Source organism: Desulfococcus multivorans (assembly GCF_001854245.1).
Classification (GTDB): Bacteria; Desulfobacterota; Desulfobacteria; order Desulfobacterales; family Desulfococcaceae; genus Desulfococcus; species Desulfococcus multivorans.
The window spans coordinates 1,678,193-1,704,411 of sequence record NZ_CP015381.1 but is presented as its reverse complement, the minus strand read 5'-3'; the positions used below and the strand labels follow the sequence as shown (position 1 = coordinate 1,704,411).

Below are 26,219 nucleotides of genomic sequence, written 5' to 3'. Positions count from 1 at the left end.
GAAAAACAGAAAGGTAATGATGACAAATATCTATGAAATTCTGGAACACCACGTTATCCCCTACGAACGTACCGATCATCCTCCGGTTTACACCATCGAAGAGGCCGACCGTCTGGTCCCGGCCCTCCCCGGCGCAAAAACCAAAAATCTCTTTCTTCGGGACAACAAGGGCAAGCGTCATTTCCTGGTCGTCGTCAACGGCGATACAACAGTCGATCTGAAGCGTCTCCACACGGTTATCGATAGCACCCGCGTCAGTTTCGCTTCCGCTGATCGTCTAAAACGGCATCTGGATCTCGAACCGGGTGCTGTTTCGATGCTGGCCGTCGTCAACGATGCGGCTCATCAGGTCGAACTGATTATCGACAAGCGCCTCTGGGAAGCCGACGCATTCCAATGCCATCCATTGGTGAACACCAGCACGCTGGTACTGTCCAGGCAAGGGCTTGAAAAGTTGTTCGACGTCACCGGCCACACGCCCCTTCTCGTCAATGTACCTGAACACCCCTGATGGCCCCCTCGGAGCATCGAGAACTTCGGGTTTCTGCACCAATCCTTCACAGCTGGGCTTTCAGCCAGTAAAAAAACCGTTTTCACGCTACATAGGCGTTTTGTCCGTTCGATGGAATAACTTAATGGGATTGCATTTAAATAATCTCTGGCATTTTCTCAAATCATATGAAATATTGAGATGTTCGGCAAGATCTTTTTCCGGAGGAAATGACCCATGAAGAAAATCGTCGAATGTGTACCTAATTTTTCAGAAGGCCGAAATCGGGAAACCATCGATGCCATCGCCGAAGCCATACGACGGACTTCGGGCTGCACCCTGCTGGACGTCGATCCCGGGGCATCCACCAACCGCACCGTCTACACCTTTGTCGGCGACCCCGACAGCATTCTCGAGGGGGCACTGGCCGCCGCACGGGTGGCGAGAGCTCGCATCGATATGAGAACTCACAAGGGTGAACACCCCCGCTTTGGGGCCATGGATGTCTGCCCGTTTATACCCGTCCGAGGTGTAAGCATGGCGGATTGTGTCGACATTGCCCGAACCTTCGCCCAGCGTGCCGCGGAGGCGCTCAAGGTCCCTTTCTTTCTGTATGAAGAGGCCGCTCTTCAGGATTATCGCCGCAAACTCCCGGATATTCGTCATGGAGAATACGAAGGACTGGCCGAACGCCTGAAGGATCCGCGCTGGCAGCCGGATTTCGGCCCTGCCGAATTCGTGCCGCAATGGGGCGCCACCGCCACCGGGGCGCGCATGTTCCTCATCGCCTACAACGTCAACATCCTCGGCACGGCCAATCAAGCCCACCGCATCGCTCTCAATCTAAGGGAGACCGGCCGAGGCAACGACCAGCCCGGCCGCCTCAAGGAGGTCAAGGGCATGGGCTGGTTCGTGGACGAGTATAATCTGGCTCAAGTGACGGTGAACCTGACCAATTACCGGGTGACCCCCATCCACCGGCTCTTCGAAGAGGTCGGGAAGGAGGCCGCCGAACTGAAAGTGGGGGTGGCCGGCTCCGAGATTGTGGGGCTCGTTCCCCTGGAGTCCATTCTCATGGCGGCGGACTATTATATCGAAAAGGAAAATCTCTTCATCTACGAGGAGGATCAGAAGATCCGGCTGGCGGTTGAACGATTAGGCCTCAACAGCGTTGCACCATTCGAGCCCGACAAAAAGATTATCGAATACATTGTGGCCGAACCACCGGACGAACCTCTGGCCGACCTGAGCCTGAGGGGGTTTATCGAGGAAGTGGCCGCCCGTTCGTCCACGCCGGGCGGCGGTTCGGTGTCTGCCGTCCTTGCCGCTTTGGGAGCCGGTTTAGGGGCCATGGTGGCCAAACTCACCTACGGCGTTCGCAAATTCGAAAGCGTCGATGCACAGATGCGAGCGGCCATTCCACCTCTGCACGAGACGACCCGATCGCTCATTGCCATGATCGATGCCGACACCAACGCTTTTAACGATTACATGGAAGGCGTCCGAATGCCGTCGGGCACACCGGCGGAAAAGGCCGCTCGCACCGAAAGGATGCAGCAAGGCCTAAAAACGGCCGTCAATGTCCCGCTCCAAACCATGACCATAGCCGACAGCGCATGGGAAGCGTTATGCGATACGGCCCGACACGGCAACCCGGCATCCCGATCCGATATACAGGTCGGTGCAAGAGCCCTGGAAACCGGAATCTGGGGCGCATATCAGAACGTAGTCATCAACCTCGAAGGGATCACGGACGATGCCTTCAAGGCCGAGACGCTGAAGCTTGCAGACGCCATAGCCGATCGCGCTCGCAAAAAGATGCAGGAAGTACTGGACATTCTCGAAACGAAGCGGACAAGCTGAAGCACATCTTGCTATATTTCGAACTTGATGCCCTGGGCCAGAGGGAGTTCGTTACCATAATTGATGGTATTGGTCTGCCGCCGCATGTAGGCTTTCCACGCGTCGGAGCCTGATTCCCGGCCGCCTCCCGTCTCCTTTTCCCCGCCGAATGCCCCACCGATCTCGGCGCCCGAGGTGCCGATGTTCACGTTGGCGATCCCGCAATCCGAACCTCGGGCCGACAAAAAAATCTCCGCCTCGGAAAGGTTCCGGGTAAATATGGCCGATGAGAGTCCCTGGGGAACGGCATTGTGAAGCACAATGGCATTGTCCACGCTGCCGACATACCGGATCAGATACAAAATGGGCGCAAAGGTCTCTTCCTGGACAATGGGACAATCATGGGTTACGGCCACCAGTGCGGGAGTAACGTAGCATCCGCTCTCGTAGCCCGGTCCGGTCAAAATCCGGCCTCCGAAAAGTATTTTTCCGCCCTGTTCCCGAATCCGATCCAGCGCCGATGCAAAATCCTTCACGGCACCCCGATCGATGAGGGGTCCCACCTGGTTGGTCTCATCTGTGGGATCTCCGATCTTCAATGCGCCATAAGCCTTTTTGAGGGCCTGCACGACACGATCATAGATCGCGTCGTGAACGATCAGTCGCCGTATGGAGGTACAGCGCTGCCCGGCAGTGCCGACAGCGCCGAAGACAATAGCGGGGACGGCCATTTCCAGGTTGGCGTTCTCGGTAAGAATGACACCGTTGTTACCGCCCAGTTCCATGATTGTTTTTCCCAGGCGACCGGCCACCTTTGCAGCGGCATGCTTTCCCACGTCCGTGGAGCCCGTCAGCGAAATCAGGGGAATTCGGGAATCTTCCAGCATCCGCTCCCCGATAACGGCGCCGCTGCCGATGACAAGGTTGAAAACACCTTCCGGCAAATCGTTTTTCCGGATTACATCCGCCATGATCTTCTGCACGGCAATTGCCGTGAGCGGTACTTTGGAAGCGGGCTTCCAAATCACGACATCGCCGCAGACGGCTGCGATCAGCGCATTCCAGGACCACACCGCTACCGGGAAGTTGAACGTGGTGATGACCCCGACCGCGCCAAGAGGATGGTACTGATCATACATCCGATGATCGGGCCGCTCCGAGGGCATGGTGAATCCATAAAGCTGCCGCGACAGCCCCACGGCGAAGTCCGCGATGTCAATCATTTCCTGGACCTCTCCCAGCCCCTCCTGAAGTGATTTGCCCATTTCAAAGGTTACCAGGCGGCCCAAAAGCACTTTGTGCTCTCTGAGTTTCAGGCCGATCTGGCGGACAATATCACCCCGACGGGGGGCCGGCACCTGCCGCCATATCGGAAACGCAACGCCGACGGCATCCATAATCCACTCGTAATCATTCTGAGACGCCCTGAACACAGAGCCGATGGGATCCCCGGTAATCGGGGAAATGCTGATGATTTCTCCCTGATCCGTTGTCCGACCCCAGAGGGTACCGGTGCTGGACCCCATATTTTTCGGTTCGATTTTAAGGGCTTCTAATACGTCGGATAGCTTCATGGTATCTTCTCCTGAAAGCAGGCCGCCGCCTTTCCTGCCTCTGCTCCAGAGCCGGCAGCGGCTTTCGGGTCATATCCGGCGCTGAATCAGGTGATACAAACGAGCGCCGGCTTCATAAAACAGTCCTCTCAAGGCTCGTCCCGATACGGCTTTGGGGCTGGTGATCGGCAGCGGAATTGCGTCGAGGGGTGCACCCAGAGCCCACTCCGCCAGAAGTTTGCCGAAAACCGTTCCCGGACCAATGCCGCGACCGTTGTAGCTGGTGACCGAAATCAGATTTTCATCCAACAGATGAAACCGGGGAATGTGATCGACCGTCATGGCAATGCGGCCGTTCCAGGCATACTCCAGGGGCACGGACCCAACCTGGGGAAAAAGCTTCGCGATGGTTCGCCTCGCCCAGTTCTCATGGAGTGCATACCCGCCGTTTTCCACCTGTCCGACGCTGCCCAAAAGGAGCCGTCCCGATTGATCCAGACGGAACGAGGAAAGAATCAGGTGGGTATCCCACGCGCCTTCTCCGCCCGGCAATATGGTGTTTCGAACGTCCTGGGGCAGGGGCGCCGTCGCGAACTGAAAATAGTTGAAAGGGATGAGTTCCTTTTCACGCGCTTTAAAAGCAAATTCCGGATACCCCTGAACAGCCAGGATCACGGTGCGGGCCTGAACGAACCCGTTAGGGGTCGAAAGACGCCATCCTTTGGGGTCGCGCGTCAATCCGGTCACCGATGATTGGACATGGAGACGTGCTCCCGCGCGACATGCGGCCTCCGCAAGCCCGTAAACATAGGCCAGGGGTTGAACCGTCCCCGCGCGCTCATCCAGGAGCGCCCCGTAAAAGCGGTTGCTGCCGATCTTCGGCGCCGCCGCCTCCCGATCAAGCAGCGTCACCGGGGCGCCGCGGCGTTTCCACTGGGATTCCCGCTGTTGGAGGGCACGAAACCCGCCCGGAGAATGTGCACAGTGAAGGGTGCCCTTGTGTACGGCCTCGCATGGGATGCGGTGCTGTTCAATCAGTCCGAAAACCAGTTCCGGGGATGCGCCCAGCACATTGATGAGGCGCTCGCCCATCTCCTCCCCCAACATGCGAAGGACGTCATCCGGCATCAGCCATAGGCCGGCGTTGACCAGGCCGACATTGCGGCCGGCACCGCCGTAGCCGATCTCCCTTCCCTCCAGGAGAATCGTATCCACCCCCGCCTCCGCGAGATGCAGGGCTGCGGACAATCCCGTATACCCGCCTCCGATCACCGCCACATCGGCATGCTGGTCTCCCTCGAAAGGGCCCAGCACCGGGGCCGGCGGCGCCGTGGCCGCCCACAGCCCGTGACTCAACGTTTTATCCTTCATGTGCATCACCTCCGTCGTCAGGATATGTTAAAATGTCTTGAAATATTTGTCTTCTCAACCACCGTCAACGCCGCTTCGAGGACCCCCTCACTGTAACGCAGTTCCAGCGCCTTTTTCAGCATCGCCATGGTCAGGATCCGATTTTCACGGGCCAGAACGGCCAGCGAGGCCAGCGCCCAATCCGGTGATTTGATTTGTTTCGATTTGAAGTCGATGTCGACAACCGTTGCGCCGCAAGGGGGCAACGCCACGCCGAGGGCACGAATAACCATTGATTCCGGCGACAATCGACCAAACATCCCCTTGCGTCGACCGACGCCCTCGGCTGCCAAAGCGATGACCACCGCCGGGTTTTCGATACCGGCATACTCGATCTCGGTCTCCGACAGAATGACTTCGCTCACCGAATGCCCCCGCATCACGGTAACGGGATAGTCGTTCTTCTGGGTGGCGTAACACCCTGCCGCAGCTCCGGCCAGACACAGCAGTTCACCTGCGGTGACGATACGCTGACCGGCGCCGCCCAGCACAACCACCTCCCGCCGACCCTTCCACGGCGCCTTGAAAACGGGTTCAATGCGCACCGGATCCGGCGGTGCATCCTGCAAAACAGCTTCCTGCCGATACGCGCGGCCATATTCCATCCGGTCGTTCAATGTTTTGAAGCTTGAAAGGTCAGGCAGTTCGGCAATGCTATCGGCGATACGCCTGGGGGTAAGCCTGTTCTGTCGGGCGTATCGCCCGGGACATATTCCCCAGATATCCACCAGGGAAAATCCGTCGTAGGCGATCGCCTCCTGGAGATGCCTGACCAATCCTTCATCGTATGTCGAAACGCGGGACACCATGGCCGCTCCGGCGGTGCCGGCGACCTGGCAGATATCCATCGGTTTCTCCAGACGGTTCAGGAAGCCGGAGCCGACCTCGGCGTCCCGAGGGGTGGTACTCGAACACTGACCGCCTGTCATCCCATAGTTGAAATTATTGAGCACCAACAAGGTCAGATCGATATTACGCCGACAAGTGCTGAGAACATGTGCGCCCCCGATCCCCAAACCGCCGTCTCCCATGGTGACGATAACCGTGAGTTCCGACCGCGCCATCTTTATGCCGGTGGCGTAAGTGAGCGCCCGTCCATGAAGGCCGTGAAAGGCGTGGGTATTGAAAAAGGTATCAAAAAGACCCGAACAGCCGATATCTGTGACGATAACGACTTGCCGGCCGGTGAGGCCCATACCGATCAGGGCCTGGTCCAACGCGTGGAGTACCCGTTCGTGGGCGCACCCGGGACAGAAGACCGGCGGGCGGTCCGTGTTTAAAAGGCTATCCATGCTGAATCACCTCCTGGATCCGACCCGGCGTGATAAGCTCTCCGTTCATCTGGCCTATAAAGTCGATGGTTTTACCCGGCAGGATGCGTTCGATCTCTCGAACGTACTGGCCGAGATTCATCTCGGGGACGATCACCCGCCGGCAAGGGGCGGCCTTTTCCCGAATCAGCGCTTCGGGAACCGGCCAGAGGGTCTTCAAAACCAAAAGCCCGGCCTTCCCGCCGCTTTCCTCGACCCGTTTGACGGCAGCCCGTGCAGCCCTGGCCGTTACCCCGTAGGCAATCACCAGGGTATCAGGGTTGGCAACAGGATATTCGTCGTAGCAGGTGATTTTCGAAGCGGCCGTACTGATCTTGGCGAAGCGCCGCGCCTGCATCAGCGCGATCTGGTTCGGGTCGGTGGTGATGTAGCCGTCCGGACCATGGGTCGAGGACGTCTGACGAACCAGGGTCTGGCCGCCGATAGGCAGGAAATCCGGTACGTACCGGCCTTCCCTTGCAGCAAAGGGCAAGAAGGGCTCCCTGCCGTCGGCCATTCGGCGCTCCAGCACTTCCGGCAGCCGCAGGCGTTCCAGATCAAGGGTCTCCCGGATCATGGAGACCTCTTTGTTGGCGGCCAGAAAGACCGGGCAGCGAAAACGTTCGGCCAGATTGAAGGCCTGCATGGTCAATACATAACAGTCCTTTACGTCTACAGGGGCCAGGACGATCACCGGAAGCCCCCCGGAGTTGCCCCATTGCAGGAACTGAATGTCGCCGTCGGCGCCTTTGGTTGCAGAACCGGTGGAGGGCCCCAGGCGTTGGACGTCGACAATGACAATGGGAATCTCACTCCCGAGGGCAAAGGAGATCTGTTCGCTGTAAAGGCTCATTCCCGGTCCAGAGGTCGCCGTCATAGCCTTCAAGCCGGCCATGGACGCCCCAAGACAGAAGCCTATGGAAGCGATTTCATCCTCTCCCTGGAGGCAGATCCCCCCATTGGGCGGCAGCAGCCTGAGCATGGTGTTGTAAATGGTCGTAGCCGGCGTGATGGGATACCCGGCAAAAAACCGGCACCCGGCGGCCAGGGCGCCCCAGGCAATCGCCTCATTGCCCTCCATCAGCGTCAGACCCATATCTCCACTCCGTTCAGAGGTTGATGGTTTTATAAAGACACCCCGCCAATGAAAATTCAGATGTCGACCTTCAGGGTCCCGTAAAAACTCAGAAATTATGCTCCTAACCACATTATATTGCTGTTGTACAAAAATACAAGCGGTATATGTTGTGTCCACATATGGATAGAACGACTTTTTGCGAATGCATCAATTTTTTGAGGATTATCTCATTGGAATTCGATAGAGAAGCGGCTGAAGGGTACAGAGGCGGCCGAACAGCCTCGCAACACCGGCCAATGCCTGAGCGGCATCACCATCGGAGGCATTGAGTGATGGAGCGCTTTCTATAATTCCTGTCGTGCGTTTTTCGTCAGCAGGTTTTCTCCATCGCCCTGGGCCTGGTCTTCCAATACCTTGCGCTCCAGTGCGTGTTCTGCGCTGACATCCTTGACATCCTTGACATCCCCGGCATTGGCATCAACCGATTTTTTCACGGGAACGGATTTATGGGAATCCTTCTCGATCAGCCGCAGTTTGTAAATCGGTTCGGGCATGACAATACCGGCATCGTCAAACGCCTCCTTGATTCTTCGGATGGCCTCGCTCCGAACCTTGGGGAAACTGAAACGACGCTGATCCACCCAGGCATATATACCCAGCAACACATTCGAATCCCCCAAAGCCTCGATAACGGCCAGCGGCCTGGGATCCGTAAGCACGCCCGGGGTAGCCTTCAGCGTCTCAAGAGCGAGGGCCTGTGCCGCCAGCAAATCCTCTGCCGTATCGATGCCCGCCTTGAAATGGAAACGCCTTTCGGGGTTGCGGGTAAAATTGGTGATCACCGCCTTGAAAACCAATGCATTGGGAATCCGAATGTGGTTGCCGTCCAGGGATATCAGGATCGTGGCACGAGAGGTAATCCTGGCCACGTTGCCCTCATGCCCGTCGATATCCACCAGGTCATTGACCTCAAAAGGGTTCCTGAGACTCAGCAGGATACTGGCGATGTAGTTCTCTACCGTGTCCCGCACGGCAAACCCCACCGCAAGACCGACAATTCCGGCGGCACCGAGTATCGTGCCGATTACCGGAGCGGCATCCACCAGCACCAACGCCACGATCACACCCGCAAGAATAAAGACCAAATGGGCGATCTGTCCCAACAGTCCGGCGATAAAAGGGTTGGGGCTGACCCGGAGAAACAGGCTTTCACGCTCTCGGATCCATCCGCCCAGCATCCAGAACATGACAAGGAGCAGCAGCGCGAGAACGAACAGGGGCAATTGCGCAGCCAGGCTCCTGGCCATGTTCACTATTTTTTGCCACGTAAAGGATAGACGATCCGAGAGGTCTCGGTTTACCGTCAATTCATTTACGACCTCGACCACACCTTCCACCTGACGGGTGAATTGCAGCGCCTTGGTTTCGGAAGCGACGGAATCCACTTCGCCCTTGAGCGTCACCACTCCGTTACTGACGGAGATCTCGATATCCCGCAACGCATCCAGCTCCGAAAAGATCTGATCGAGACGCTGACGGATATTGCGGTCATTCTGGGTGGAACTTCTGGTCGTGATGACCTTTTCCGCCGGCGCCTGCGTCTCCGCCGCCGTTCCGGTCAGCAAATTTTTCAGTTCATCCGCCTGAAGACCGCCGGCCGCGGCAAGGAACAGCGCTAACACCATAACCATCGTCCGCGCCATGATAAAATCCGTCTTTCTCTATAAAAGATTAAAAACACTTGGAATCGACAGGCATACAACCGAAAGTGTCGGCCGGTGCCGGAAGGATACGGCCAAGCCCCTTCAGCGGTGAGTTTTAGTGCCGCTTAAGCCCAGCGGAAGACCAGGGGTCCGGACCGTTTGAGCGCAAGCGCGTTTCCGGACCAATCGGATCAAGCTTCAGCGGCACTTGAACGAAACCATGCAGGGCGCTGATCGTCCCCAGCCCTTGAATACCGAAAGTTGAATCGTCAAATTCTCCGTGTTCAGAGTGAAGGATGTTGCCGCGTCTACTCGTTTTGTGGCTCCGCCGCTTCCTGAAGATCATTGACGGTCTCATCAATCTTTTCCCCGGCCTTTTCCGCAGGTCCTTCTCCCGTAATCTCATCTCCGGCTTCTTCAACAGCCTCTTTTATGGATTCCGCCGATTGATCGATTTCTTCCCCGGCCTTCTCTGCCGGCCCTTTGGATTCACAACCTGTTACGGCGACCATGATACCGAACGCTGCTGCAATGATCAGGGCAATTACTTTTTTCCGCATTTTTTCACCTCTTCATGCTGAAGTTAAACCTGGAAATCATTCCTCAACTCTATTCGCCTCGTGTTCAATTTACATCTCAACTGTCGACTTCCATGACGGTGACCGGAGAGAGATGTCGGAGGGTACGGGCCATGAATACCGAAAGTTGGATTACATATCTTATTATTGCATATCTGAATGAATTTCAATAGTGCGGATCGAGGTTTCATCCTCTCACCTCGACCTGTCCCCCGACAAACGGTCTCTGATGACGTTGAGGATGGTGCTTCGGTTCGGCAGCGCTTTGGAAACAAAAAAGTTTGCACCTCTTTGAAACGCTTCAGCCATATACTCCGGATCGTCTTCATTGGTGAAGATCATAATAGCGGCGTCGGGATACCGAACCCTGATCGATTCAGTCAGATCCAGCCCACTGCCTTCCTTGAGATGAATGCCGGTGATCACCAGAAGCAGACGGGAGGCGTCGACGATCTGGAGCGCCGGGGTGAGTCGATCCGTCTCCGCCACGACCACTTCCGGAAACGCCTTCCGAATCATCCGCCTGACGGAGGACCTTAAAAAGGAATTCCCGTCGACGAGCAATATGGAATGGCGTTCCGACATAAAGTGACCTTTCTGTAAGACTATGGTATATACTTTATAATATCTTTAAAACCCTGTTGTTGGAAATCCGGTCAGTACCCTATATCGCTTTTTAAGCCGCCCCATGTGTTCTCGTTTTCTGCAGGAGGATCGCCTGCAGCCGAGACACTGAATGGCGGCCGTCTGCGAAAAACGGTTTTGCAAGAGAATCATCATCCCCCCGGGGGCGGTCCGTTGGAGGGTTGCAAAAGCGACACCGCTTCCGGTTATTGGATCGCAGACGGCTTTCACGCAGACAGGATCGTATATCGAGACCTTTTTGATGCCATGCCGTAACTTATGAAACGAATTCATTCAACTGTCGACTTTCATGACGATGACCGGAAAGAGGCGCCGGGAGGATACGGCCTATGAAAATCGAAAGTTGAGGCGTTCAAATGAAAAAACATCCTGTCGGATGTCATCCGACACATGGAGGTGAACATGTCCAAACGATATGATGCCCTGGTCGTCGGTTCGGGTACGGCCGGGCAAACCGCAGCTTATCAATTGAACCGCAATGGATTTTCAGTGGGATTGGTTGAACACAGCGATCGACCGGGGGGAACCTGCGCCCTCAGCGGTTGCCAGGCCAAGAAATGGTTCTATGAAGGGACCGAGGCCGTGGCCCGATCGCGCCACCTTTCGGGCATCGGCATAACGTCGCCGGCGATTGCCGACTGGTCGGCCCTGCGGGATGCAAAAAACAGGTTTACCGCATCCGTACCTTCAAAAACGGTAAGCGGCCTGAAAAAGGCAGGCATCGATTTTATCCCTGGGCAAGCTCGTTTTACGGGGCCACAGTCCGTCGCCGTGGGCCGGGAAGAGTTGACCGCCCGCTTTATCGTTCTCGCCGTGGGTGCGGTCCCCATGTCGCTGCCCATCGATGGGTCTGATCACATCATATCGAGCAGCGAGTTCATGGAACTGGACCGCCTTCCCTCCCGCATCGTCTTTATCGGCGGCGGATTCATCTCATTCGAATTCGCCCATTTCGCCGCCCGGCTGGGTCCTTCGGACATCCACTGCATCATACTGGAAGTGGCCTCCCGCCCCCTGGGGCCTTTCGATGAGCAAATGGTCGCTCTTCTGTCGGCCGCCTCCGCCGAAGCAGGCATCGATATCCATACCAACGTCGGCATTCTGGGAATCGAGAAGACCGACAGGGCCTTCCGCATCACAACGGAAGGGGGTCGCCGGTTTGAAGCGGATCTCGTCGTGCATGGTGCCGGACGGGCCCCGAACATCGACGCCCTGGAACTGGACAGTGCCGGAATCGAAGCCACCAAACGCGGCATCACCGTAAATGAGAAGATGGCCACTTCGAACCCATATGTTTACGCCGTAGGCGACTGCGCGGACACCCTTCAGCTGGCCCGGGTGGCTGACGCCGAGGCGGAAACGGCGGCGAACAACATCGTCAGCCTGAGCAACGGCGACAACCCCGGGGCAGTCATGGATTATTCGGCTGTGCCGACAGTCCTGTTCACCTATCCCCAGTACGGGATGGTAGGCGCTACGGAGGATGCACTCAAAAAGGAAGGCGCAAGCTATGAAAAGAGCTGTGAAGATCATCTCGACTGGCCCACGTATACGCGGGTGGGGATCGCCCATGCGGCCTATAAGGTGCTCGCGGGAGAAGATGGGAAAATTCTGGGTGCGCACATCCTTTCGGACAACGCCGCCGGCCTGATCAACGCCTTCAGCCTGGCGATGCATAACGGCCTCTCCGCAGAAACGCTTTATCGCCAGAGTATCATGACACCTTATCCCTCGAGGGAAAGCGATATCATCTACATGCTGAGGCCACTGGTCTTTTGAGCCATCCGCCCGGAAGCCCGAAGCGGTTCTCCAACGCATCATCGTATCTCGAAGGTTGGTGGAAAGCCCAAATACACCCCGCTGTCCGTAAACCGCGCGATGGCACAAATCCGCATCACGTCTGAAAAGGGGCAGCGGGGCCGTCACACCCGAGAAAACGTTGTGAGTCCGCACGAACCGTTCATTGATCGGTTTTCGATCTGGGCAGCATCGCACGAATCACGGTACCCCGTCCGATCCGGGAATGGATATGAAACGACCCGCCTACAATCTCGCAGCGCTCGCGCATGGCGGTCAGACCGTATCCACTTAAGGGATCTTTCCCGGGATGGATATCGTTGACGTTGAATCCCCGGCCGTTATCCTCAACGACAAGGCAGACGGTGTGATCGCCATCCGTCTTACCGAGATGCAGACGGACGAGATCGGCCTCGCTGTGCTTCTGGGCATTGTTGAGGGCCTCCTGAACAATTCGGTAAATGATGATCTTCATCGCTTCGGGCACCTCTTCTTCACTCATGTCGGCGGTAAAATCGACCCGGATTTTGCCGTAGGTACGCCGGAACTGACGCAGATACCATTTCAGGGTGGCCATTAAACCCAAGTCATCCAAGGTCGTAGGCCTGAGGTTGGCGGATATCCGCTTTGTTTCCTTAATGGCCGCCGACAGGTAATCGATCTCCCGGGATAAGGATTCGTCAAGTCGCCCGCCGTTCTGCTCTCTATCAATTTCCTTTTCTTCGAGGCTGAATTTGATGGCGGCCAGGCTGCCGCCGATGCTGTCGTGCAGTTCCTTGGAGATGGTTCTTCGGTCGGCTTCCAGCGCATCCAAAACCCTCATGGACATTTGCTTGAGCCTTTCGCGGGAGAGCGTCAGTGCCCGCTCGATCCGCTTGCGTTCGATGATTTCGTTCTCCAATGCGTTGATGCTGGCCTGAAGATCCTTCGATCTTTTGGCGATTTCCTCCGCGAGCAGGTCCATCATCTCTTCACAGGCCGCTTCCTGATCGGCGGTCAACTCCACCGGGTTTGCGATGCTGATGGCTGTCCTCAGGCCGTCCGCCCATCTCCCCATCGGCGCGCTGTAAAAGTTCCATACCCAAACGTGGCCGCTCTTGTTCTGAAGGGATACACGCCGGGTCCGATATGCCGTTTCCGATGAGAAAAGCCCGGATAAATACGTCTCGACTCCAGTCGGATCCCGCCCGCCCATACAATCGATCCAGTCGGAAAAGCCGGCAATCTCCTCGAAGGCATATCCGACAGCGCTCTCGAACGCCTTGTTGATCAGCACAAATCGACCGTCTTCCCGTGCAATGACGATGGGACCAGGCGCATTGTAAAATGCCGCGAAGAACGCATAATGGTTATCGGCGCAAGAATCGTCCATCTCGAAATATCACAAATTATTTTTTAATGTCATATTGTTGGAATCTGATTTGGCGCCTCGGGACACTGAAGAATTCCGGAAACCAAACCCATGGAACGAACCTTGAAACATCGCCTCCGGCTATCGGCTATTCTATTTTTTGGGTTCCACGAGCCCCTTTTCAATGGCGTACGAGGTCAGCCTGGCCACATTGTGCAGATCGAGTTTGCCCATCAGGTTGGACCGGTGCTTTTCCACCGTCTTGACGCTGATATGGAGAAATTCGGCGATCTCCTTGTTGGTGTACCCCTCGGCCAGAAGTTTAAGCACTTCGCGCTCCCGTTGGGTGACATCGTCCCAACTGGATGTTTTTTTAAGCGTCTTCCGGCTCGTAATATATCCTTCCATAACGAGATCGGAGATACCCGGGCTGATGTAGGTCTTTCCCTTCAGAACACTGTCGATAGCCAGCATGAGTTCCCGGCGACTGGCGTCCTTGATGCAGTATCCGTCCGCACCGGCATCGAAGGCCTCCAGCACGAACTGATCGGATTCATGTATGGTGAGGGCGAGGATACGAATATCCGGCAGCTCCCGTTTGATCTCTTTCATCACCGATATACCGCCCATCTTTGGCATCGACAGATCCATCAGAACCAGTTCGGGCTTCAATTTGCGGATCCGGCGCACCGCCGCCAGACCGTCTTCGGCTTCTCCAACGATCTCGACATCGTCACGGCGACCCAACATCGACTTCAGCCCTTCCCGAAACAACTGATGATCCTCGACAATGAATATCGTATGCTTATGTGTCATTGTCCGATTCCTCCCACTCCCCAGATCCTGAACGTGACAGGTCGTGAATACCCGGCGCGGCATCGGGAACGTCCTTATGTGAGGACTTAACTTTCGACTTTCGTGATGTTGACCGGAAATCGGGTCAAGACGGAATGGGCATCAGCGCTTCCTCAACTCGCGGCCCTCCCTCAAGCCGTTAGTCTTCACTTCACCCCCTGATGCAACTGCATGAAGTGTGAGTCCTTCAACAGCACCAGCCCTAACCGTCGAAATTTGAACATAATGTATGATATCCGATATTGACGGTTGTGGCAAACAGAAACGCCGGTTCCTTGCCGAAATCGCCGCTGTCGATCCCGTCGACACACCCAATCTTGACATGCAGGCAAATTGTGAACTACACTTTAATTCACGGGCTCCGACAGAGGTCGGTCCGAACCGCCAACCCGCCGGAAGATCCCCGTATAGGCGGCAAACATCTCCATCAGCGCGCCGGTCGGCATATGGACATCAACTGGGAACTCATATCGAATTTTGCGACGGCGATGATTGCCATCGTCAACCCCGTCGAAAAAATTCCACTTTGGATCGAAGCATCAAAAGGCGGAAAAGCGCATTTCCAATGGCGGTTGGCCGCACTGATCATCTTCACCAGCGTCATCATTCTCATGATCTTTCTGCTGTTGGGACGCCAAATTCTGGAACAACTCAAAATCGATCTCGCCAGTTTCAAAATCGGCGGCGGACTGATCCTGCTTCAGTTCGGCTTCAGCATGCTCAAAGGTGAAGCGGTCACCATCAACAGTAAGGAAAATGTCGAAAAGGACGGCAATGTCACCAGTGAGGTCGTCAAACGCTTTCAGGAAGTTTTTGTGCCCATCGGTGTCCCCGTCATCGCCGGCCCCGGGGCCATCACCACGGTTATCATTTACGGCTCCCAAAGCGCTACATGGATGACGTCTCTCGGGTTGGCCATTGTCCTGGCGGGTGTCCTGTCCCTGTTGTTTCTCACACTCATTACCGGACCGTCGATTGCGAAACTGGCCGGTGAGATGCCGCTGAGGCTGACCTCAAGAGTTTTCGGAATGATTCTGATCGCCATCGCCGTTCAGTTCATGGTCGACGGCCTGAGGACGGTATTTCCCGGATGGGTCGCCTGACGTCCCGGAAAGGATCTTGACGTCGAAGTTCTGGATATCGTAAGAAGATCGCTTCGATTCAGGAAAACCCATGAGACCTTCGTGAATTTCAGATACATCTTCTCCCAAACTCACAAATGCAGGAGGCATGTGCCATGACGGATCAGGAAGCGGAACAGAGTCGCCCGAACGCCAACGACCCCACATCGAAACTGATCGAAACGCTGGAAAAGCACCGAGGCGAAAGGCATGTGATTGTCCTCCAGGATTACCCCGACCCTGACGCCATTTCCGCGGCGCTGGCCCATCAGATTTGTTGCAGCCGGTTCGAAATCGAGACGGACATTATCCACTCCGGTCGGATCAGCCACCAACAGAACATCGCCCTGGTCCGTCTGCTGGGTATAGACCTTATTCGATATGAACCGAATCTTGATTTGACGCCCTACAGTGGCGCCGTTTTTCTGGACACCCAGGGGTCTACGGCCACCGCACTCGTCAAAGCCCTTGCAGAGGCTAAAATTCCCACGATAATCGTCGTGGACCATCACGAAACACAGGCAGAACTGAACGTTGAGTTCAAGGATATCCGGCGAAACATCGGCAGCACGGCGAGCATCTACTCGGAATACCTCAAAAATGGATTGCTCACGCTGGACGGCACCGTTCAGGAGCATATCAAGATCGCCACCGCGCTGACTCACGGCATTATCACGGACACCGGCGGCTTCGTTTACGCGAAGCCGGAGGACTTTCAGGCAGCGGCATTCCTGAGCCGATACAAAGACGCGGATCTCCTCAATCAGATCATGATGCAGGAACGCTCCCGACAGACTATGGATATCACCGAACGGGCATTGAGAAACCGGGAACTCGCCGAAAACTTCTCCATCAGCGGCATCGGCTACCTCCGGGCCGAAGATCGGGACGCCATCCCCCAGGCCGCCGACTTTCTGATGACCGAGGAAAACATCCACACCGCCATCGTTTACGGCATCGTCACCGACAAAAACCATGATGAAACCCTGGTCGGGTCTTTTCGGACCTCGAAGATCACCCTCGACCCGGATGCCTTCATCAAAGAGGTCTTCGGTAAGGACGCCGCCGGGAACTATTTCGGGGGCGGCAAGCTGTCGGCCGGCGGATTTCAGATTCCCATCGGTTTCCTCTCCGGCGTTCGGGATGAAGAATATCGTCAAAAAAAATGGCAGCTTTTCGATGCCCAGATCAAACAGAAAATTTTTTCGAAAATCGGCCTCAAGAACAAGGCTGCTGAATGACGGCGGTGCATGCACGGTCGATGTAACGGTTTTACACCATCAGAACCTCAACTCCGCGATCAGCGGCAGATGATCGGAGGCGAGCGGAGCAGGCGGGGCTGCATATGGGCGTATGGACGCCAAATGATTCGGGGGATGGACCCAAATGCGATCCAGTGCCAAAAAAGGTCGACGGCTGGGAAATGTGGGAGGTGCCGGCATAGCGCCCAAACGATGGTTCACCCACCTTACAGGCCGCCCCCACGTAAACCATTCATTGAAATCTCCCATAAGAATTGTCACCGCGGCCGTCGTCCGATCCAACAAGCCCAGAAGCCGTCGCATCTGGTACCGTCGTTCTCCAGGTCGAAGCCCCAGATGGGTGGCAATCACCCGAACGGCCCTGCCGTTAATCCTCAGCATCAGGAATATGGCTCCCCGAGGCTCTCTGTCCGGCAGGCTGAGATCCAGACGTTCTATCCAGACGGGTCGGATTCGGGTCAAAGCGACATTCCCGTATGCACCTTTTTCATCCAACAGCGTCGGCCCCGGTATCGCCCGGCCGTCGACGGCCGCCGCCAACCGGCTCAGTATACTCCTCGGCGGCGCACCACGGAACCCCACTTCCTGAAGTGCCGCCACATCTGGATCGACGCCGTTTAAGACCTCGGCGATGCGATCGGGAGATTCGATGCCGTCACGACCGATACACCGATGGATGTTGTAAGTGGCAATTCTGATCCGCATTCACTGCGTATGCTCCGTTGGCCGTCGATCCCTTTCCTGACCGTCCCGTCTGCTTCGAAGCCATCGCCGAAGGGCGAAAAGTCCGGCTGCGACCAACACCACGGCGCCTGCCATGGTTGCGAAATGCCCCAGGTCCGGCATGCGAAACGTTTCATATATGCGGTCCGCCAACAGAACCGTTGCCGTCACGCCGGGAAGCATACCGACGAACGTGCCGAGAGCGAAATCCCTGAAGCGGATTTCAGAAACACCGGCAATCAGGTTGATCACTGAAAACGGCGCCACGGGAACGATGCGAAAGGTGATGACGGCCTTCATCCCGGAAGCCGAAAGCTTACGGCTGAGCCGGTTGATCAGACTTCCGGCGAATCGTCGCACTGCGTCCCGGCCCAGACATCTGCCGATCGCGAAAACAGCGACAGCGCTCAGTTCAGCTCCGGACAAGGCATAAAAGAAGCCTTGCCAGGGGCCGAAAACAAGAACGGTGGCGATAATCAACAGGGTAACCGGAAACGCCGCCATTCCGGCGACAACATACGCTGCAGGAATCCAGATCGGCGTCAACGGCTGTTTTCTGATCCAGTCGCCCGCCGTACGGAGCGAAGCCAGATCGATCCAGTCACCTGCCGGCGTCCAGCGCCACAGGGCCGCCATCAGAATCACGACAGCGATCAGAAGAATGACTTTCACCAGGTGCCGATAGGCGGAGGACTGCTGTTCAGGGCTGACAAAATAATCAACGAGTTCGTTGGGCGACACCGGCCTTTCAGGATCCAGCAATACCGACTCGGGAACCCATCGGTCGACCTCGGGTGGTATACATCCGGACAAAGGGACAAGGGTCCGCTCACGGCTTCGAAGGGATTCTATAGCGTTGATCAACGATCCGGTTTTCTCGAGGGCCGCCTCGACATCGTGAACTTTCACTCCTGAATGCTCGGCGATCAATCGGTTTCGAAAGCGGGCGATCGCGGATCGAATTGCATTGTCCGAACCGGCGGCAACCGCCAGATCGCACTCGGAATCGAGTCCCATGGATCGATTGCTCAAATTGGAAGATCCGATGCGAACGAAAGCCTCGTCAATGACCATAACCTTTGAATGCACCATGAGTCCGCAGTGAGGCGTTTCGGAGATTCTTGGGTAATACACGCGAAGGCGACTGTATTCGTCGGCCTTCCGGAGACTCTCGAGCAGCCGGGCACGGAGGACGTCCATGGTATAATGCTCCAGCCAACCGCTGCTTTTTTCCGGAAGGACGATCACCACTTCAGGGCCGTCGTGGGCCTTGAGGCGACCCCTCAAGGCTTGACCGATGCGATGCGAACTGAAGTATTGGTTTTCGATGTAAATGAAGCGCTCAGCAGCCGCGATGCCGTCCAGATAGAGTTGTTCCACCTCCCTCACCGCCGAGCGATCACCGTAAGCCGGCAATGTCCGCGCCACGGCGACCTGAACATTCTCGAGATCCGGCTTGAGATCCGGCGGCCACACATCGTCCTTATCGGGAGCGCTTTTCATGACGAACGGTTTTTTGCCGACGGCCAAAGTCCATCGCTCCCGGACCAGTTCCCCCAGCACGACGGCCGCTGAATCGTCCACGGCCATCTGGACATCATGAAACGGCGGATAGGGTTTCCCGTCAGGATCGGTTCGACGATTGTCTTCAAGCAGGTGATCCGGGGTATCCCACCGCCATTGGCTCAGATCAAGTCCTCCGACAAAGGCAACGGCGTCATCAACCACCACGATTTTCTGGTGCTGGGACGCTCCCACGGGATGGTGACCGTCAAGGCAGAAATGAATTCTTTTATGCGTTCGCCACTTCAGTTTGTACCGTGGAAAAAATTCGCGCTCCATGGCGTATATCATGGCGAAATCCCAACTCAACAGATATACGTGAAGTTCTTTTCGCGCGGACGCCAAGCGGTCAAGGTACGCACCCAGTTTGACGGAGTCGGCGCCATCGTCTTCGTTTCGTATCAGTCGGACATCGCTGTGAAGATCCCACCCGACGATGAAAATACTGCGGCGAGCCCGACGGAACGACTCGTGAAGAGCGCGGAAATAGGCCTCGCCGTCAACGATAAACGCCGCTCTACGGGCATTCACCTGCTGCCAGCAGTTTCGTGACGGCTTGAGAATCTCTTCCATTGGACGTCATCCTTTGAAGGCGTTGAAATGAGACGGCCCCGTTATTTTCCAGATCACCAATAATAAGGTCGCCCGTAAAAGTCATAAAGGACCGTCTCGTATTTCCGATTGACTGGAACGGATGGATCGAATTCAGGGCTTTTCTCGATATGGGTGCGGGTCAAAGAAACTACAACTTTTCGATGCCGCCAGTCCACAAGTTCAACCCATTGCGGTGAGACCAGGACCTTTTTACCGCCGGGCAGCAGGTTTCGGGTATCGATGACCAGATAGCGAATGATCCAGGTACCCAGATCAACGATATAATCCTCTACATGACCGATATCGGTATCCGTTGCCTGTATGGCGTATCCCATGACCTCCCGGACGGATCGAAGCGTAACGTTGTTCTCGATCTTTTCACTCGCTTCCCGAAGACGCTCTTGCGCCCGGTTCAGCAACCGGGGATAAAGGTGCGGGCCCCAGACCGATGGTCCTCCCCAATAACCGCCCCAATCGTAGTACTGATTGAACGCCTTTTCATAGCGACGTGATACGGGGGCGTCGCTGTCAAGCGGCGGGGAATCCTTGATCTGATCCCGAGTCAGGCCGACACTCAGGCTTCTGCTGGACGCATCCGCGTCTCCGATCGATATGGGAGAAATCAGTACCTTCCGGCCTGGAAGCCATTTTTGGGTATCGGCGACAATATACCGGACGGCCCAGTCCTGATCATCAAAAAGGAAGTCGCTGCACCGCCCGATGTCGCCATCCTGGGCCGACAGTCCGTATCCCTTGATATCTTTGAGACTTCGAAGCATTGGCATGGGCTCCTCCTTATTCGATATTCATCTGAATTGATCTTCTTTTTTTGATGTTGACCTTCCTTGATCAGCCCTCAGCATACCGAATCTGTTGAATATCGAAAATAGGGGATGGAACTGATTTCGGACAACACAACGGCGTATCGTTAACCGCCGCACCCTGTTTTCCGTTCCGATCCGTCGGCATGCGAACGGCTGTTCAGATGAGCCGGGAGATTCTCCTTTTTCGATCCGGCATCGGGGCAAAGCCCGAATACGTCGCGTTTCCCGGGAATAGGGTCTCCTCATTGCACAACTACAGGATGGGACTACTATCGTCGGCGGCGCGACAGCGCTTATAATGAATGCATTGCATATTTTAACGGCATTAACCTGAAGACATCGAGGAGGATTTATGTTGTTCATAGGTCATTTTTCGTTCGACGGAATGGACGCCGGCGGCAACGTGAAACACGGCTATCTCAGCAGCATCGTCGATGCCGAAAGTCCCGAATCCGCCGTTGCCAAGTTTGAGGATCACATCAGAAAAATGAAAGGCGCGCACGAGGCCATGAACGATGTGATCAAGGTCTATATCGAGGAAATTCTTAGGATTCCAAGAATCCCCGAGACGCCGATGATCACTCGAATTCAATCATCTCAAGGCGACTTTCCACACTCCGTAAGCCACGCCCTGCCCGGGGTCGACAGCGGAGATGTCGAAGCCTTCGGCTTCGCGGCCGATGTCGAGCGCGATAAGTCGTCCGACGACGATGACTTCGTTGAATCCGAACCTTTCATTAAATTCGGCCGATGATGGAACGCAACCATGGATCGACCTCTCCTGGAAACCGATCAGATTCGTTGTTACATGGAAAACGGTAAGGAAATCCCCTGCGACGGCACCGGGCAGGATGCCGCATTCGAAAAATCGTCGCCGGTGTCGATAGAACGATTTGAGATGTCAGGCGGCGTCGTCAGGGACGGCTTCACCGGGGCCGTATGGACACAGGATGCAAACCCGGCTGAATTTCCCCTCACCTGGCAGGAGGCGCAGGATTTCACAGCGGAGATGCGCAGAAATCGCGCCCACGGGTATGATCGTTGGCAATTGCCCTCTCGCCGTCTGCTCTTTTCGCTGATCAGCCACCAGAATGTCAACCCGTCGCTTCCAGACGGACATCCCTTCAAAAACGTCTTTACGGGGTACTACTGGACCCGGGAAACGTGCTCCCGGTTACCGGATCAGGCATGGTACGGTCATCTGGGCGGCGGGCGTATCCACAGAGGGATGAAGCAGGGTTCCTACATGGTGTGGCCGGTGTCGCCGTCATACACTGAAAAAATTCCCGGCCGGCCGGGCGGCAGCCGCTTCACCGTCGACGGTCAATGCGTCCATGACGCCCTCACCGGCTTGACCTGGCTGAAGGATGCCGATTCAATCGGGGGTCGCCTGACCTGGCAGGAGGCGCTGTCAGGAATCCTGGCGCTCAACCGCAAGCATAAAGAAGACAGACGAATCTGGCGGCTCCCCAATATCCGGGAACTGGAGAGTCTCGTGGATCTTTCATCCCATTCCCCCGCACTCCCCACCGGATATCCCTTCCGTAATGTCCAGGAGGCCTACTGGTCGTCGACGACCAGCATTTACGAACCCCGCTACGCCTGGATTCTGTATATGCGGGATGGGTTTGTCGGGGTAGGCTTCAAGCAGCGGAATGATTTTCATGCGTGGCCGGTGAGCGATGGATGACATTCCGGTCGACCCCCTTGAGGAAGCCCTCGAATGCAGGTTGCATCGGCTTGACTTTATTTTCTATACAATATATTATATTGTGTTTAATGGGATCATAACATATTAAATAAACATTGTTTTATAATTTAATCGGTCTTTTAATCAGAGACATTTTATTTGGATACAAAATAAATACACCATCCAAAACCAAGAAACAGAGGTAATATCATACATGTGCGGCATATGCGGCGTATTGAATTTCGGATCTGTAGAATCTGACGACAACTCATGTCATACCGTTGAAAAAATGATGCGCGTTCTGGCGGCCCGAGGCCCCGATGCCAAGGGGCTCTTCATGCAGGGGGATGCCGCCTTCGGACACAGGCGGCTCAAGATCTTCGACCTCAGCGAGAAATCCCATCAACCCCTGGTAGACAACGCCCTCGGCCTGGCCGTCGTTTACAACGGCGCCCTGTACAACTACCGTGAACTCCGCTCCGAACTCAGGGATATGGGGTACACCTTCTTTTCCGACGGGGACACGGAAGTGCTCCTGAAGGCTTATCACGCCTGGGGCAAAAACGCCCTTGCACGCCTCAACGGAATGTTCGCCTTCGCCATCCGCCACCGCGACAGCGGTAAGGTGGTCATCGGACGCGATCGGCTTGGCATCAAACCGCTTTACTACAGCCGCAGACCCAACCGCATCAGCTTCGCGTCAACCTTGCCGGCGCTTCTGGTTCAGGATGATGTCGACCGGGAGATCGATCCGGTCGCGCTCCACTATTACATGACATTCCACTCGGTGGTTCCGGCCCCCCACACACTTCTGAAGGGCATCCGGAAATTGCCGCCGGCCACGTTGATGACCATCGCACCGGACGGGGACGTGACGTTTGAACCCTACTGGCGGCTTCGCTTCGGCCCCCGCCCCGAAGAGAGGGATTATCGTTTTCGAGATTGGGGCTCGCTGCTGCGGCAAGAGTTGGAAAACGCCGTTCAGCGGCGCCTGACAGCCGACGTTTCAGTCGGAGTGCTCTTGTCGGGAGGGCTGGACTCCAGTCTCGTCGTCGGTCTTCTGGCCAATGCGGGACAATCGGATCTGAACACTTTTTCCATCGGGTTCGAAAGCGTCGGCGACGAACGAGGCGATGAATTCCGCTATTCCGACCTGATCGCCCGACATTACGGCACCGTTCACCACAAGATCGAGGTGGATGCCGGCAGGGTTTTGCCGGCCCTGGAGCGATGCGTTACCGCCATGAGTGAACCCATGGTGAGCCATGACTGCATCGGGTTCTATCTGTTAAGCGAGGCTGTCTCCAAACATGTGAAGGTGGTCCAGAGCGGTCAGGGTGCCGATGAGATCTTCGCGGGCTATCACTGGTATCCCGCGATGATGGAATGCGATGCCAACGCCGGTGACCCTCTGTCGCAGTATGAGCGCGTCTTCTTCGATGGATCCCATCGGGACTATCTCGACGCCGTGGATACACGATTTCACGGGAAAAACCACAGTCAGGCCTTCGTTCGGCGGCATTTCGCCGACAGCGGCGCCGATTCGGCCATCGACAAAGCCCTCCGGCTGGACACCACCGTGATGCTCGTCGAGGATCCGGTGAAGCGCGTCGACAACATGACCATGGCCTGGGGACTCGAGGCGCGGGTGCCTTTTCTCGACCACGAGGTGGTCGAGTTGGCCGCTCGAATTCCCGCCGAACACAAAATTGCCGACGGCGGAAAAGGCATTTTGAAGGCGATGGGTCGCGAGATCATCCCCTCCGAGGTCATCGATCGCCCCAAAGGCTATTTTCCGGTGCCGGCCCTGAAATACTTCAGGGGCGAATATCTCGATTTCGTCCGGGAAATCCTGTCGACACCCACGGTGAAAAACAAGTCCCTTTTCAACCCCCTATATGTAGACAGGGTCCTTGCGGATCCCGACGCCCACATCACCCCTCTGCGAGGGGCCCGACTCTGGCAGATGGCCCTTCTAGGTTACTGGCTGACCCTGCATAATGTTTAACGTCCCGGATGCCCTGCACGGGAAGAAGAGAACAGTGAGTCATGCGAAAAAATTATGATATGCGATATCGACTGGAACGGTCTTCGAGTCTTTCGACGAGAAGCTGGCAAAAACCCGTCGGCCCCCGATCTCAGAAAATGCGTTCCAATGTGGCCATAGACATGGGCTGGGGTCGCCTCATTTTCGGGCAGACCTTCAAGACCATCGAAAGTCTTGCCAACGCCGTGAGGGCAGAGGAAGAAGACTGCAGGGACATCGCCTTCTACATCCGAGATCCTCATGTGATGCTCTCAATGGCACCGACGGAACTGTTTCTCGATCCCTCCCATGCCTACCGGATCTGGTCCCATGATTACCGACACAGCGGGGTCCACTGGAAGGCTTTCAACATCAGAAGATTGAGCAGCGGAGAAGACGCCGCAGCCGTGAACGATCTTTACGCTTCCCGGGGAATGGTTCGATGCGACGCCGATTTCATGCTGGATCGTCATGCCACGAAACTGAGGACCTATTTCGTGGCCGAAGCCCAATCAGACGGCCGAATCATCGGCACCGTGACGGGCGTCGACCACGTGGAGGCCTTTAACGATCCTGAAAACGGCGCCAGTCTGTGGTGTCTGGCAGTCGATCCTCAAGCCAACGCCCCCGGCGTAGGCGAAGCGTTGGTGCGGCATCTGCTCGAGCATTACTTCACCCGGGGACGCTCCTACGTCGATCTTTCGGTGATGCACGATAACGAGGGCGCCATAAGACTTTACGAAAAGCTCGGCTTTCAGCGGGTCCCGATTTTCTGCATCAAGCGCAAGAATCCCATAAACGAACCGCTTTACACCGTACCGGTGTCCGAAGAGATGCTCAACCCTTATGCGCGGATAATCATTGACGAGGCACATCGCCGCGGCATCGACGTGGAGATTCTGGATGCGCCTTACGGTTATTTCAAATTGAAAAGCGGAGGCCGAGCCGTTGTCTGCCGGGAGTCCCTCTCGGAACTGACATCCGCTATCGCCATGAGCCGTTGCGACGATAAGCGGGTAACCCATCGCGTCCTCGCCAAAGCCGGCCTTAAGGTGCCCGTTCAATATATCAACGAACTCCCCCCTTCCAAACCCGAAAAGCAGTGGGTCGTCAAACCCGCTCGGGGGGAGCAGGGGGCCGGGATCAGCGTCGATGTGAGGACCCGGGCGGAACTGGAGCGCGCCGTGTCATTGGCCCAGGAAGAGTGCCAGGATTACATCGTCGAGGAATTCATCGAGGGGCGCGACCTGAGGATCATCGTCATCGACTATACCATGGTAGCAGCAGCCGTTCGCAAACCGCCCCTGATCACGGGTGACGGCCGTCACACCATCGAAGCGCTGATCGAAAAATACAGTCGTCGCCGTGCCGCCGCCACAGGCGGCGAAAGCCATGTGCCCATGGATGACGAAACCTTGCGGTGCCTCAAAATGGAAGGGTACGGGCGGGCGGACATCCTTCCCGAGGGTCGGACGATCCAGGTGAGGAAAACCGCCAATCTGCATACCGGAGGCACCATCCACGACGTCACGGCAAGGCTGCATCCGGCATTGTCGTCAGCGGCCGTCGATGCGGCTGCAGCGCTCGACATTCCGGTCACCGGCCTCGATTTTATCGTGCCCGACGTCACCGGGCCCCGATACCATATTATCGAAGCCAATGAGCGGCCCGGCCTGGCCAACCATGAGCCTCAGCCGACAGCGCGGAAATTCATCGATCTGCTGTTTCCTCAAACCATCACCCAGAGACAACCCCGAAACCTCCAATAATCCGGCCGTCCAGCCGCATCGTTCACGGAAAGAGA

The 26,219-nt window shown here is 56.2% G+C and carries 21 protein-coding genes; 9 read left to right on the top strand and 12 right to left on the bottom strand.

The window, feature by feature from the left end:
• Window positions 1-16: 16 nt before the first annotated feature.
• Window positions 17-511, top strand: a complete 495-nt coding sequence (locus tag dmul_RS07320; RefSeq protein WP_070962271.1) for a prolyl-tRNA synthetase associated domain-containing protein — start codon at window positions 17-19, stop codon at window positions 509-511.
• A 216-nt stretch (window positions 512-727) separates the two neighbouring features.
• Entirely contained in the window at window positions 728-2,353 is a 1,626-nt protein-coding gene (gene ftcD / locus dmul_RS07315) for a glutamate formimidoyltransferase (RefSeq protein ID WP_020878063.1), read from the top strand.
• Window positions 2,354-2,364: 11 nt separating this feature from the next.
• Here the strand turns inward: ftcD and amaB are convergent, their stop codons facing one another.
• The 7 genes from amaB to dmul_RS07280 form a co-directional block, all read right to left on the bottom strand.
• On the bottom strand, window positions 2,365-3,906 hold the full coding sequence (gene amaB / locus dmul_RS07310) for an L-piperidine-6-carboxylate dehydrogenase (RefSeq protein WP_020878064.1): 1,542 nt from the start codon (window positions 3,904-3,906) through the stop codon (window positions 2,365-2,367).
• 69 nt (window positions 3,907-3,975) lie between these two features.
• Window positions 3,976-5,256 carry an NAD(P)/FAD-dependent oxidoreductase gene (locus dmul_RS07305; protein WP_020878065.1) on the bottom strand — a complete coding sequence of 427 codons (1,281 nt, stop codon included), beginning with the start codon at window positions 5,254-5,256 and terminating at the stop codon, window positions 3,976-3,978.
• Between the two features lie 17 nt (window positions 5,257-5,273).
• Window positions 5,274-6,587: a thiamine pyrophosphate-dependent enzyme gene (locus dmul_RS07300; protein ID WP_020878066.1), complete on the bottom strand. Its 1,314-nt coding sequence runs from the start codon at window positions 6,585-6,587 to the stop codon at window positions 5,274-5,276.
• Window positions 6,580-7,701, bottom strand: coding sequence for a transketolase C-terminal domain-containing protein (locus tag dmul_RS07295; RefSeq protein ID WP_020878067.1), 1,122 nt, complete (start codon window positions 7,699-7,701; stop codon window positions 6,580-6,582). The genes dmul_RS07300 and dmul_RS07295 overlap by 8 nt, the downstream gene beginning before the upstream one ends.
• A 326-nt stretch (window positions 7,702-8,027) precedes the next feature.
• The gene (locus tag dmul_RS07290) at window positions 8,028-9,386 is read right to left on the bottom strand and encodes a mechanosensitive ion channel family protein (RefSeq protein ID WP_020878068.1); all 1,359 of its coding nucleotides are present in this window, start codon (window positions 9,384-9,386) and stop codon (window positions 8,028-8,030) included.
• Window positions 9,387-9,694: 308 nt separating this feature from the next.
• On the bottom strand, window positions 9,695-9,946 hold the full coding sequence (locus tag dmul_RS07285) for a hypothetical protein (protein WP_020875991.1): 252 nt from the start codon (window positions 9,944-9,946) through the stop codon (window positions 9,695-9,697).
• A 213-nt stretch (window positions 9,947-10,159) separates the two neighbouring features.
• Window positions 10,160-10,549: a response regulator gene (locus dmul_RS07280; RefSeq protein WP_020875992.1), complete on the bottom strand. Its 390-nt coding sequence runs from the start codon at window positions 10,547-10,549 to the stop codon at window positions 10,160-10,162.
• Between the two features lie 462 nt (window positions 10,550-11,011).
• On the opposite strand from dmul_RS07280, the gene dmul_RS07275 reads away from it, so the two are divergent.
• Window positions 11,012-12,388, top strand: a complete 1,377-nt coding sequence (locus dmul_RS07275; RefSeq protein WP_020875993.1) for a dihydrolipoyl dehydrogenase family protein — start codon at window positions 11,012-11,014, stop codon at window positions 12,386-12,388.
• A gap of 181 nt (window positions 12,389-12,569) precedes the next feature.
• Here dmul_RS07275 and dmul_RS07270 read toward each other — a convergent pair whose 3' ends face one another.
• Both dmul_RS07270 and dmul_RS07265 read right to left on the bottom strand, forming a co-directional pair.
• Window positions 12,570-13,778, bottom strand: a complete 1,209-nt coding sequence (locus dmul_RS07270; RefSeq protein WP_020875994.1) for a sensor histidine kinase — start codon at window positions 13,776-13,778, stop codon at window positions 12,570-12,572.
• Between the two features lie 132 nt (window positions 13,779-13,910).
• The gene (locus tag dmul_RS07265; RefSeq protein WP_020875995.1) at window positions 13,911-14,573 is read right to left on the bottom strand and encodes a response regulator; all 663 of its coding nucleotides are present in this window, start codon (window positions 14,571-14,573) and stop codon (window positions 13,911-13,913) included.
• A 374-nt stretch (window positions 14,574-14,947) separates the two neighbouring features.
• On the opposite strand from dmul_RS07265, the gene dmul_RS07260 reads away from it, so the two are divergent.
• Both dmul_RS07260 and dmul_RS07255 read left to right on the top strand, forming a co-directional pair.
• Window positions 14,948-15,715: a MarC family protein gene (locus tag dmul_RS07260; RefSeq protein WP_020875996.1), complete on the top strand. Its 768-nt coding sequence runs from the start codon at window positions 14,948-14,950 to the stop codon at window positions 15,713-15,715.
• Between the two features lie 134 nt (window positions 15,716-15,849).
• The gene (locus tag dmul_RS07255) at window positions 15,850-16,974 is read left to right on the top strand and encodes a DHH family phosphoesterase (RefSeq protein WP_020875997.1); all 1,125 of its coding nucleotides are present in this window, start codon (window positions 15,850-15,852) and stop codon (window positions 16,972-16,974) included.
• A gap of 39 nt (window positions 16,975-17,013) precedes the next feature.
• Here dmul_RS07255 and dmul_RS07250 read toward each other — a convergent pair whose 3' ends face one another.
• From dmul_RS07250 to dmul_RS07240, 3 genes are read right to left on the bottom strand one after another with little or no spacing between them, the layout of a single operon-like run.
• Window positions 17,014-17,700 carry an endonuclease/exonuclease/phosphatase family protein gene (locus tag dmul_RS07250; RefSeq protein WP_020875998.1) on the bottom strand — a complete coding sequence of 229 codons (687 nt, stop codon included), beginning with the start codon at window positions 17,698-17,700 and terminating at the stop codon, window positions 17,014-17,016.
• Window positions 17,701-19,854, bottom strand: coding sequence for a VTT domain-containing protein (locus dmul_RS07245; RefSeq protein WP_020875999.1), 2,154 nt, complete (start codon window positions 19,852-19,854; stop codon window positions 17,701-17,703).
• Between the two features lie 53 nt (window positions 19,855-19,907).
• Complete coding sequence (locus tag dmul_RS07240; protein WP_020876000.1) at window positions 19,908-20,660, bottom strand: hypothetical protein; 753 nt, start codon at window positions 20,658-20,660, stop codon at window positions 19,908-19,910.
• 391 nt (window positions 20,661-21,051) lie between these two features.
• Between dmul_RS07240 and dmul_RS07235 the strand changes: the two genes are divergently transcribed.
• From dmul_RS07235 to ngg, 4 genes are all read left to right on the top strand, one after another.
• The gene (locus dmul_RS07235; protein ID WP_020876001.1) at window positions 21,052-21,453 is read left to right on the top strand and encodes a hypothetical protein; all 402 of its coding nucleotides are present in this window, start codon (window positions 21,052-21,054) and stop codon (window positions 21,451-21,453) included.
• 12 nt (window positions 21,454-21,465) lie between these two features.
• On the top strand, window positions 21,466-22,389 hold the full coding sequence (locus dmul_RS07230) for an Lcl C-terminal domain-containing protein (RefSeq protein ID WP_020876002.1): 924 nt from the start codon (window positions 21,466-21,468) through the stop codon (window positions 22,387-22,389).
• Between the two features lie 214 nt (window positions 22,390-22,603).
• Window positions 22,604-24,397, top strand: a complete 1,794-nt coding sequence (locus dmul_RS07225; protein ID WP_020876003.1) for an N-acetylglutaminylglutamine amidotransferase — start codon at window positions 22,604-22,606, stop codon at window positions 24,395-24,397.
• A gap of 41 nt (window positions 24,398-24,438) precedes the next feature.
• Complete coding sequence (ngg, locus tag dmul_RS07220) at window positions 24,439-26,184, top strand: N-acetylglutaminylglutamine synthetase (protein WP_020876004.1); 1,746 nt, start codon at window positions 24,439-24,441, stop codon at window positions 26,182-26,184.
• The last annotated feature ends 35 nt before the right edge of the window (window positions 26,185-26,219 follow it).

Excerpts from the sequence above, each read along its gene's own strand:
- dmul_RS07240 (WP_020876000.1), bottom strand. The coding sequence starts at position 20,660 with ATGCCAATGCTTCGAAGTCTCAAAGATATCAAGGGATACGGACTGTCG.
- dmul_RS07280 (WP_020875992.1), bottom strand. The coding sequence starts at position 10,549 with ATGTCGGAACGCCATTCCATATTGCTCGTCGACGGGAATTCCTTTTTA.
- dmul_RS07300 (WP_020878066.1), bottom strand. The coding sequence starts at position 6,587 with ATGGATAGCCTTTTAAACACGGACCGCCCGCCGGTCTTCTGTCCCGGG.
- dmul_RS07235 (WP_020876001.1), top strand. The coding sequence starts at position 21,052 with ATGTTGTTCATAGGTCATTTTTCGTTCGACGGAATGGACGCCGGCGGC.
- dmul_RS07225 (WP_020876003.1), top strand. The coding sequence starts at position 22,604 with ATGTGCGGCATATGCGGCGTATTGAATTTCGGATCTGTAGAATCTGAC.
- ftcD (WP_020878063.1), top strand. The coding sequence starts at position 728 with ATGAAGAAAATCGTCGAATGTGTACCTAATTTTTCAGAAGGCCGAAAT.
- dmul_RS07255 (WP_020875997.1), top strand. The coding sequence starts at position 15,850 with ATGACGGATCAGGAAGCGGAACAGAGTCGCCCGAACGCCAACGACCCC.
- dmul_RS07270 (WP_020875994.1), bottom strand. The coding sequence starts at position 13,778 with ATGGACGATTCTTGCGCCGATAACCATTATGCGTTCTTCGCGGCATTT.
- dmul_RS07320 (WP_070962271.1), top strand. The coding sequence starts at position 17 with ATGATGACAAATATCTATGAAATTCTGGAACACCACGTTATCCCCTAC.
- dmul_RS07305 (WP_020878065.1), bottom strand. The coding sequence starts at position 5,256 with ATGAAGGATAAAACGTTGAGTCACGGGCTGTGGGCGGCCACGGCGCCG.
- dmul_RS07230 (WP_020876002.1), top strand. The coding sequence starts at position 21,466 with ATGGATCGACCTCTCCTGGAAACCGATCAGATTCGTTGTTACATGGAA.
- dmul_RS07250 (WP_020875998.1), bottom strand. The coding sequence starts at position 17,700 with ATGCGGATCAGAATTGCCACTTACAACATCCATCGGTGTATCGGTCGT.
- dmul_RS07295 (WP_020878067.1), bottom strand. The coding sequence starts at position 7,701 with ATGGGTCTGACGCTGATGGAGGGCAATGAGGCGATTGCCTGGGGCGCC.
- dmul_RS07265 (WP_020875995.1), bottom strand. The coding sequence starts at position 14,573 with ATGACACATAAGCATACGATATTCATTGTCGAGGATCATCAGTTGTTT.
- dmul_RS07275 (WP_020875993.1), top strand. The coding sequence starts at position 11,012 with ATGTCCAAACGATATGATGCCCTGGTCGTCGGTTCGGGTACGGCCGGG.
- amaB (WP_020878064.1), bottom strand. The coding sequence starts at position 3,906 with ATGAAGCTATCCGACGTATTAGAAGCCCTTAAAATCGAACCGAAAAAT.
- dmul_RS07290 (WP_020878068.1), bottom strand. The coding sequence starts at position 9,386 with ATGGCGCGGACGATGGTTATGGTGTTAGCGCTGTTCCTTGCCGCGGCC.
- dmul_RS07285 (WP_020875991.1), bottom strand. The coding sequence starts at position 9,946 with ATGCGGAAAAAAGTAATTGCCCTGATCATTGCAGCAGCGTTCGGTATC.
- ngg (WP_020876004.1), top strand. The coding sequence starts at position 24,439 with ATGCGAAAAAATTATGATATGCGATATCGACTGGAACGGTCTTCGAGT.
- dmul_RS07245 (WP_020875999.1), bottom strand. The coding sequence starts at position 19,854 with ATGGAAGAGATTCTCAAGCCGTCACGAAACTGCTGGCAGCAGGTGAAT.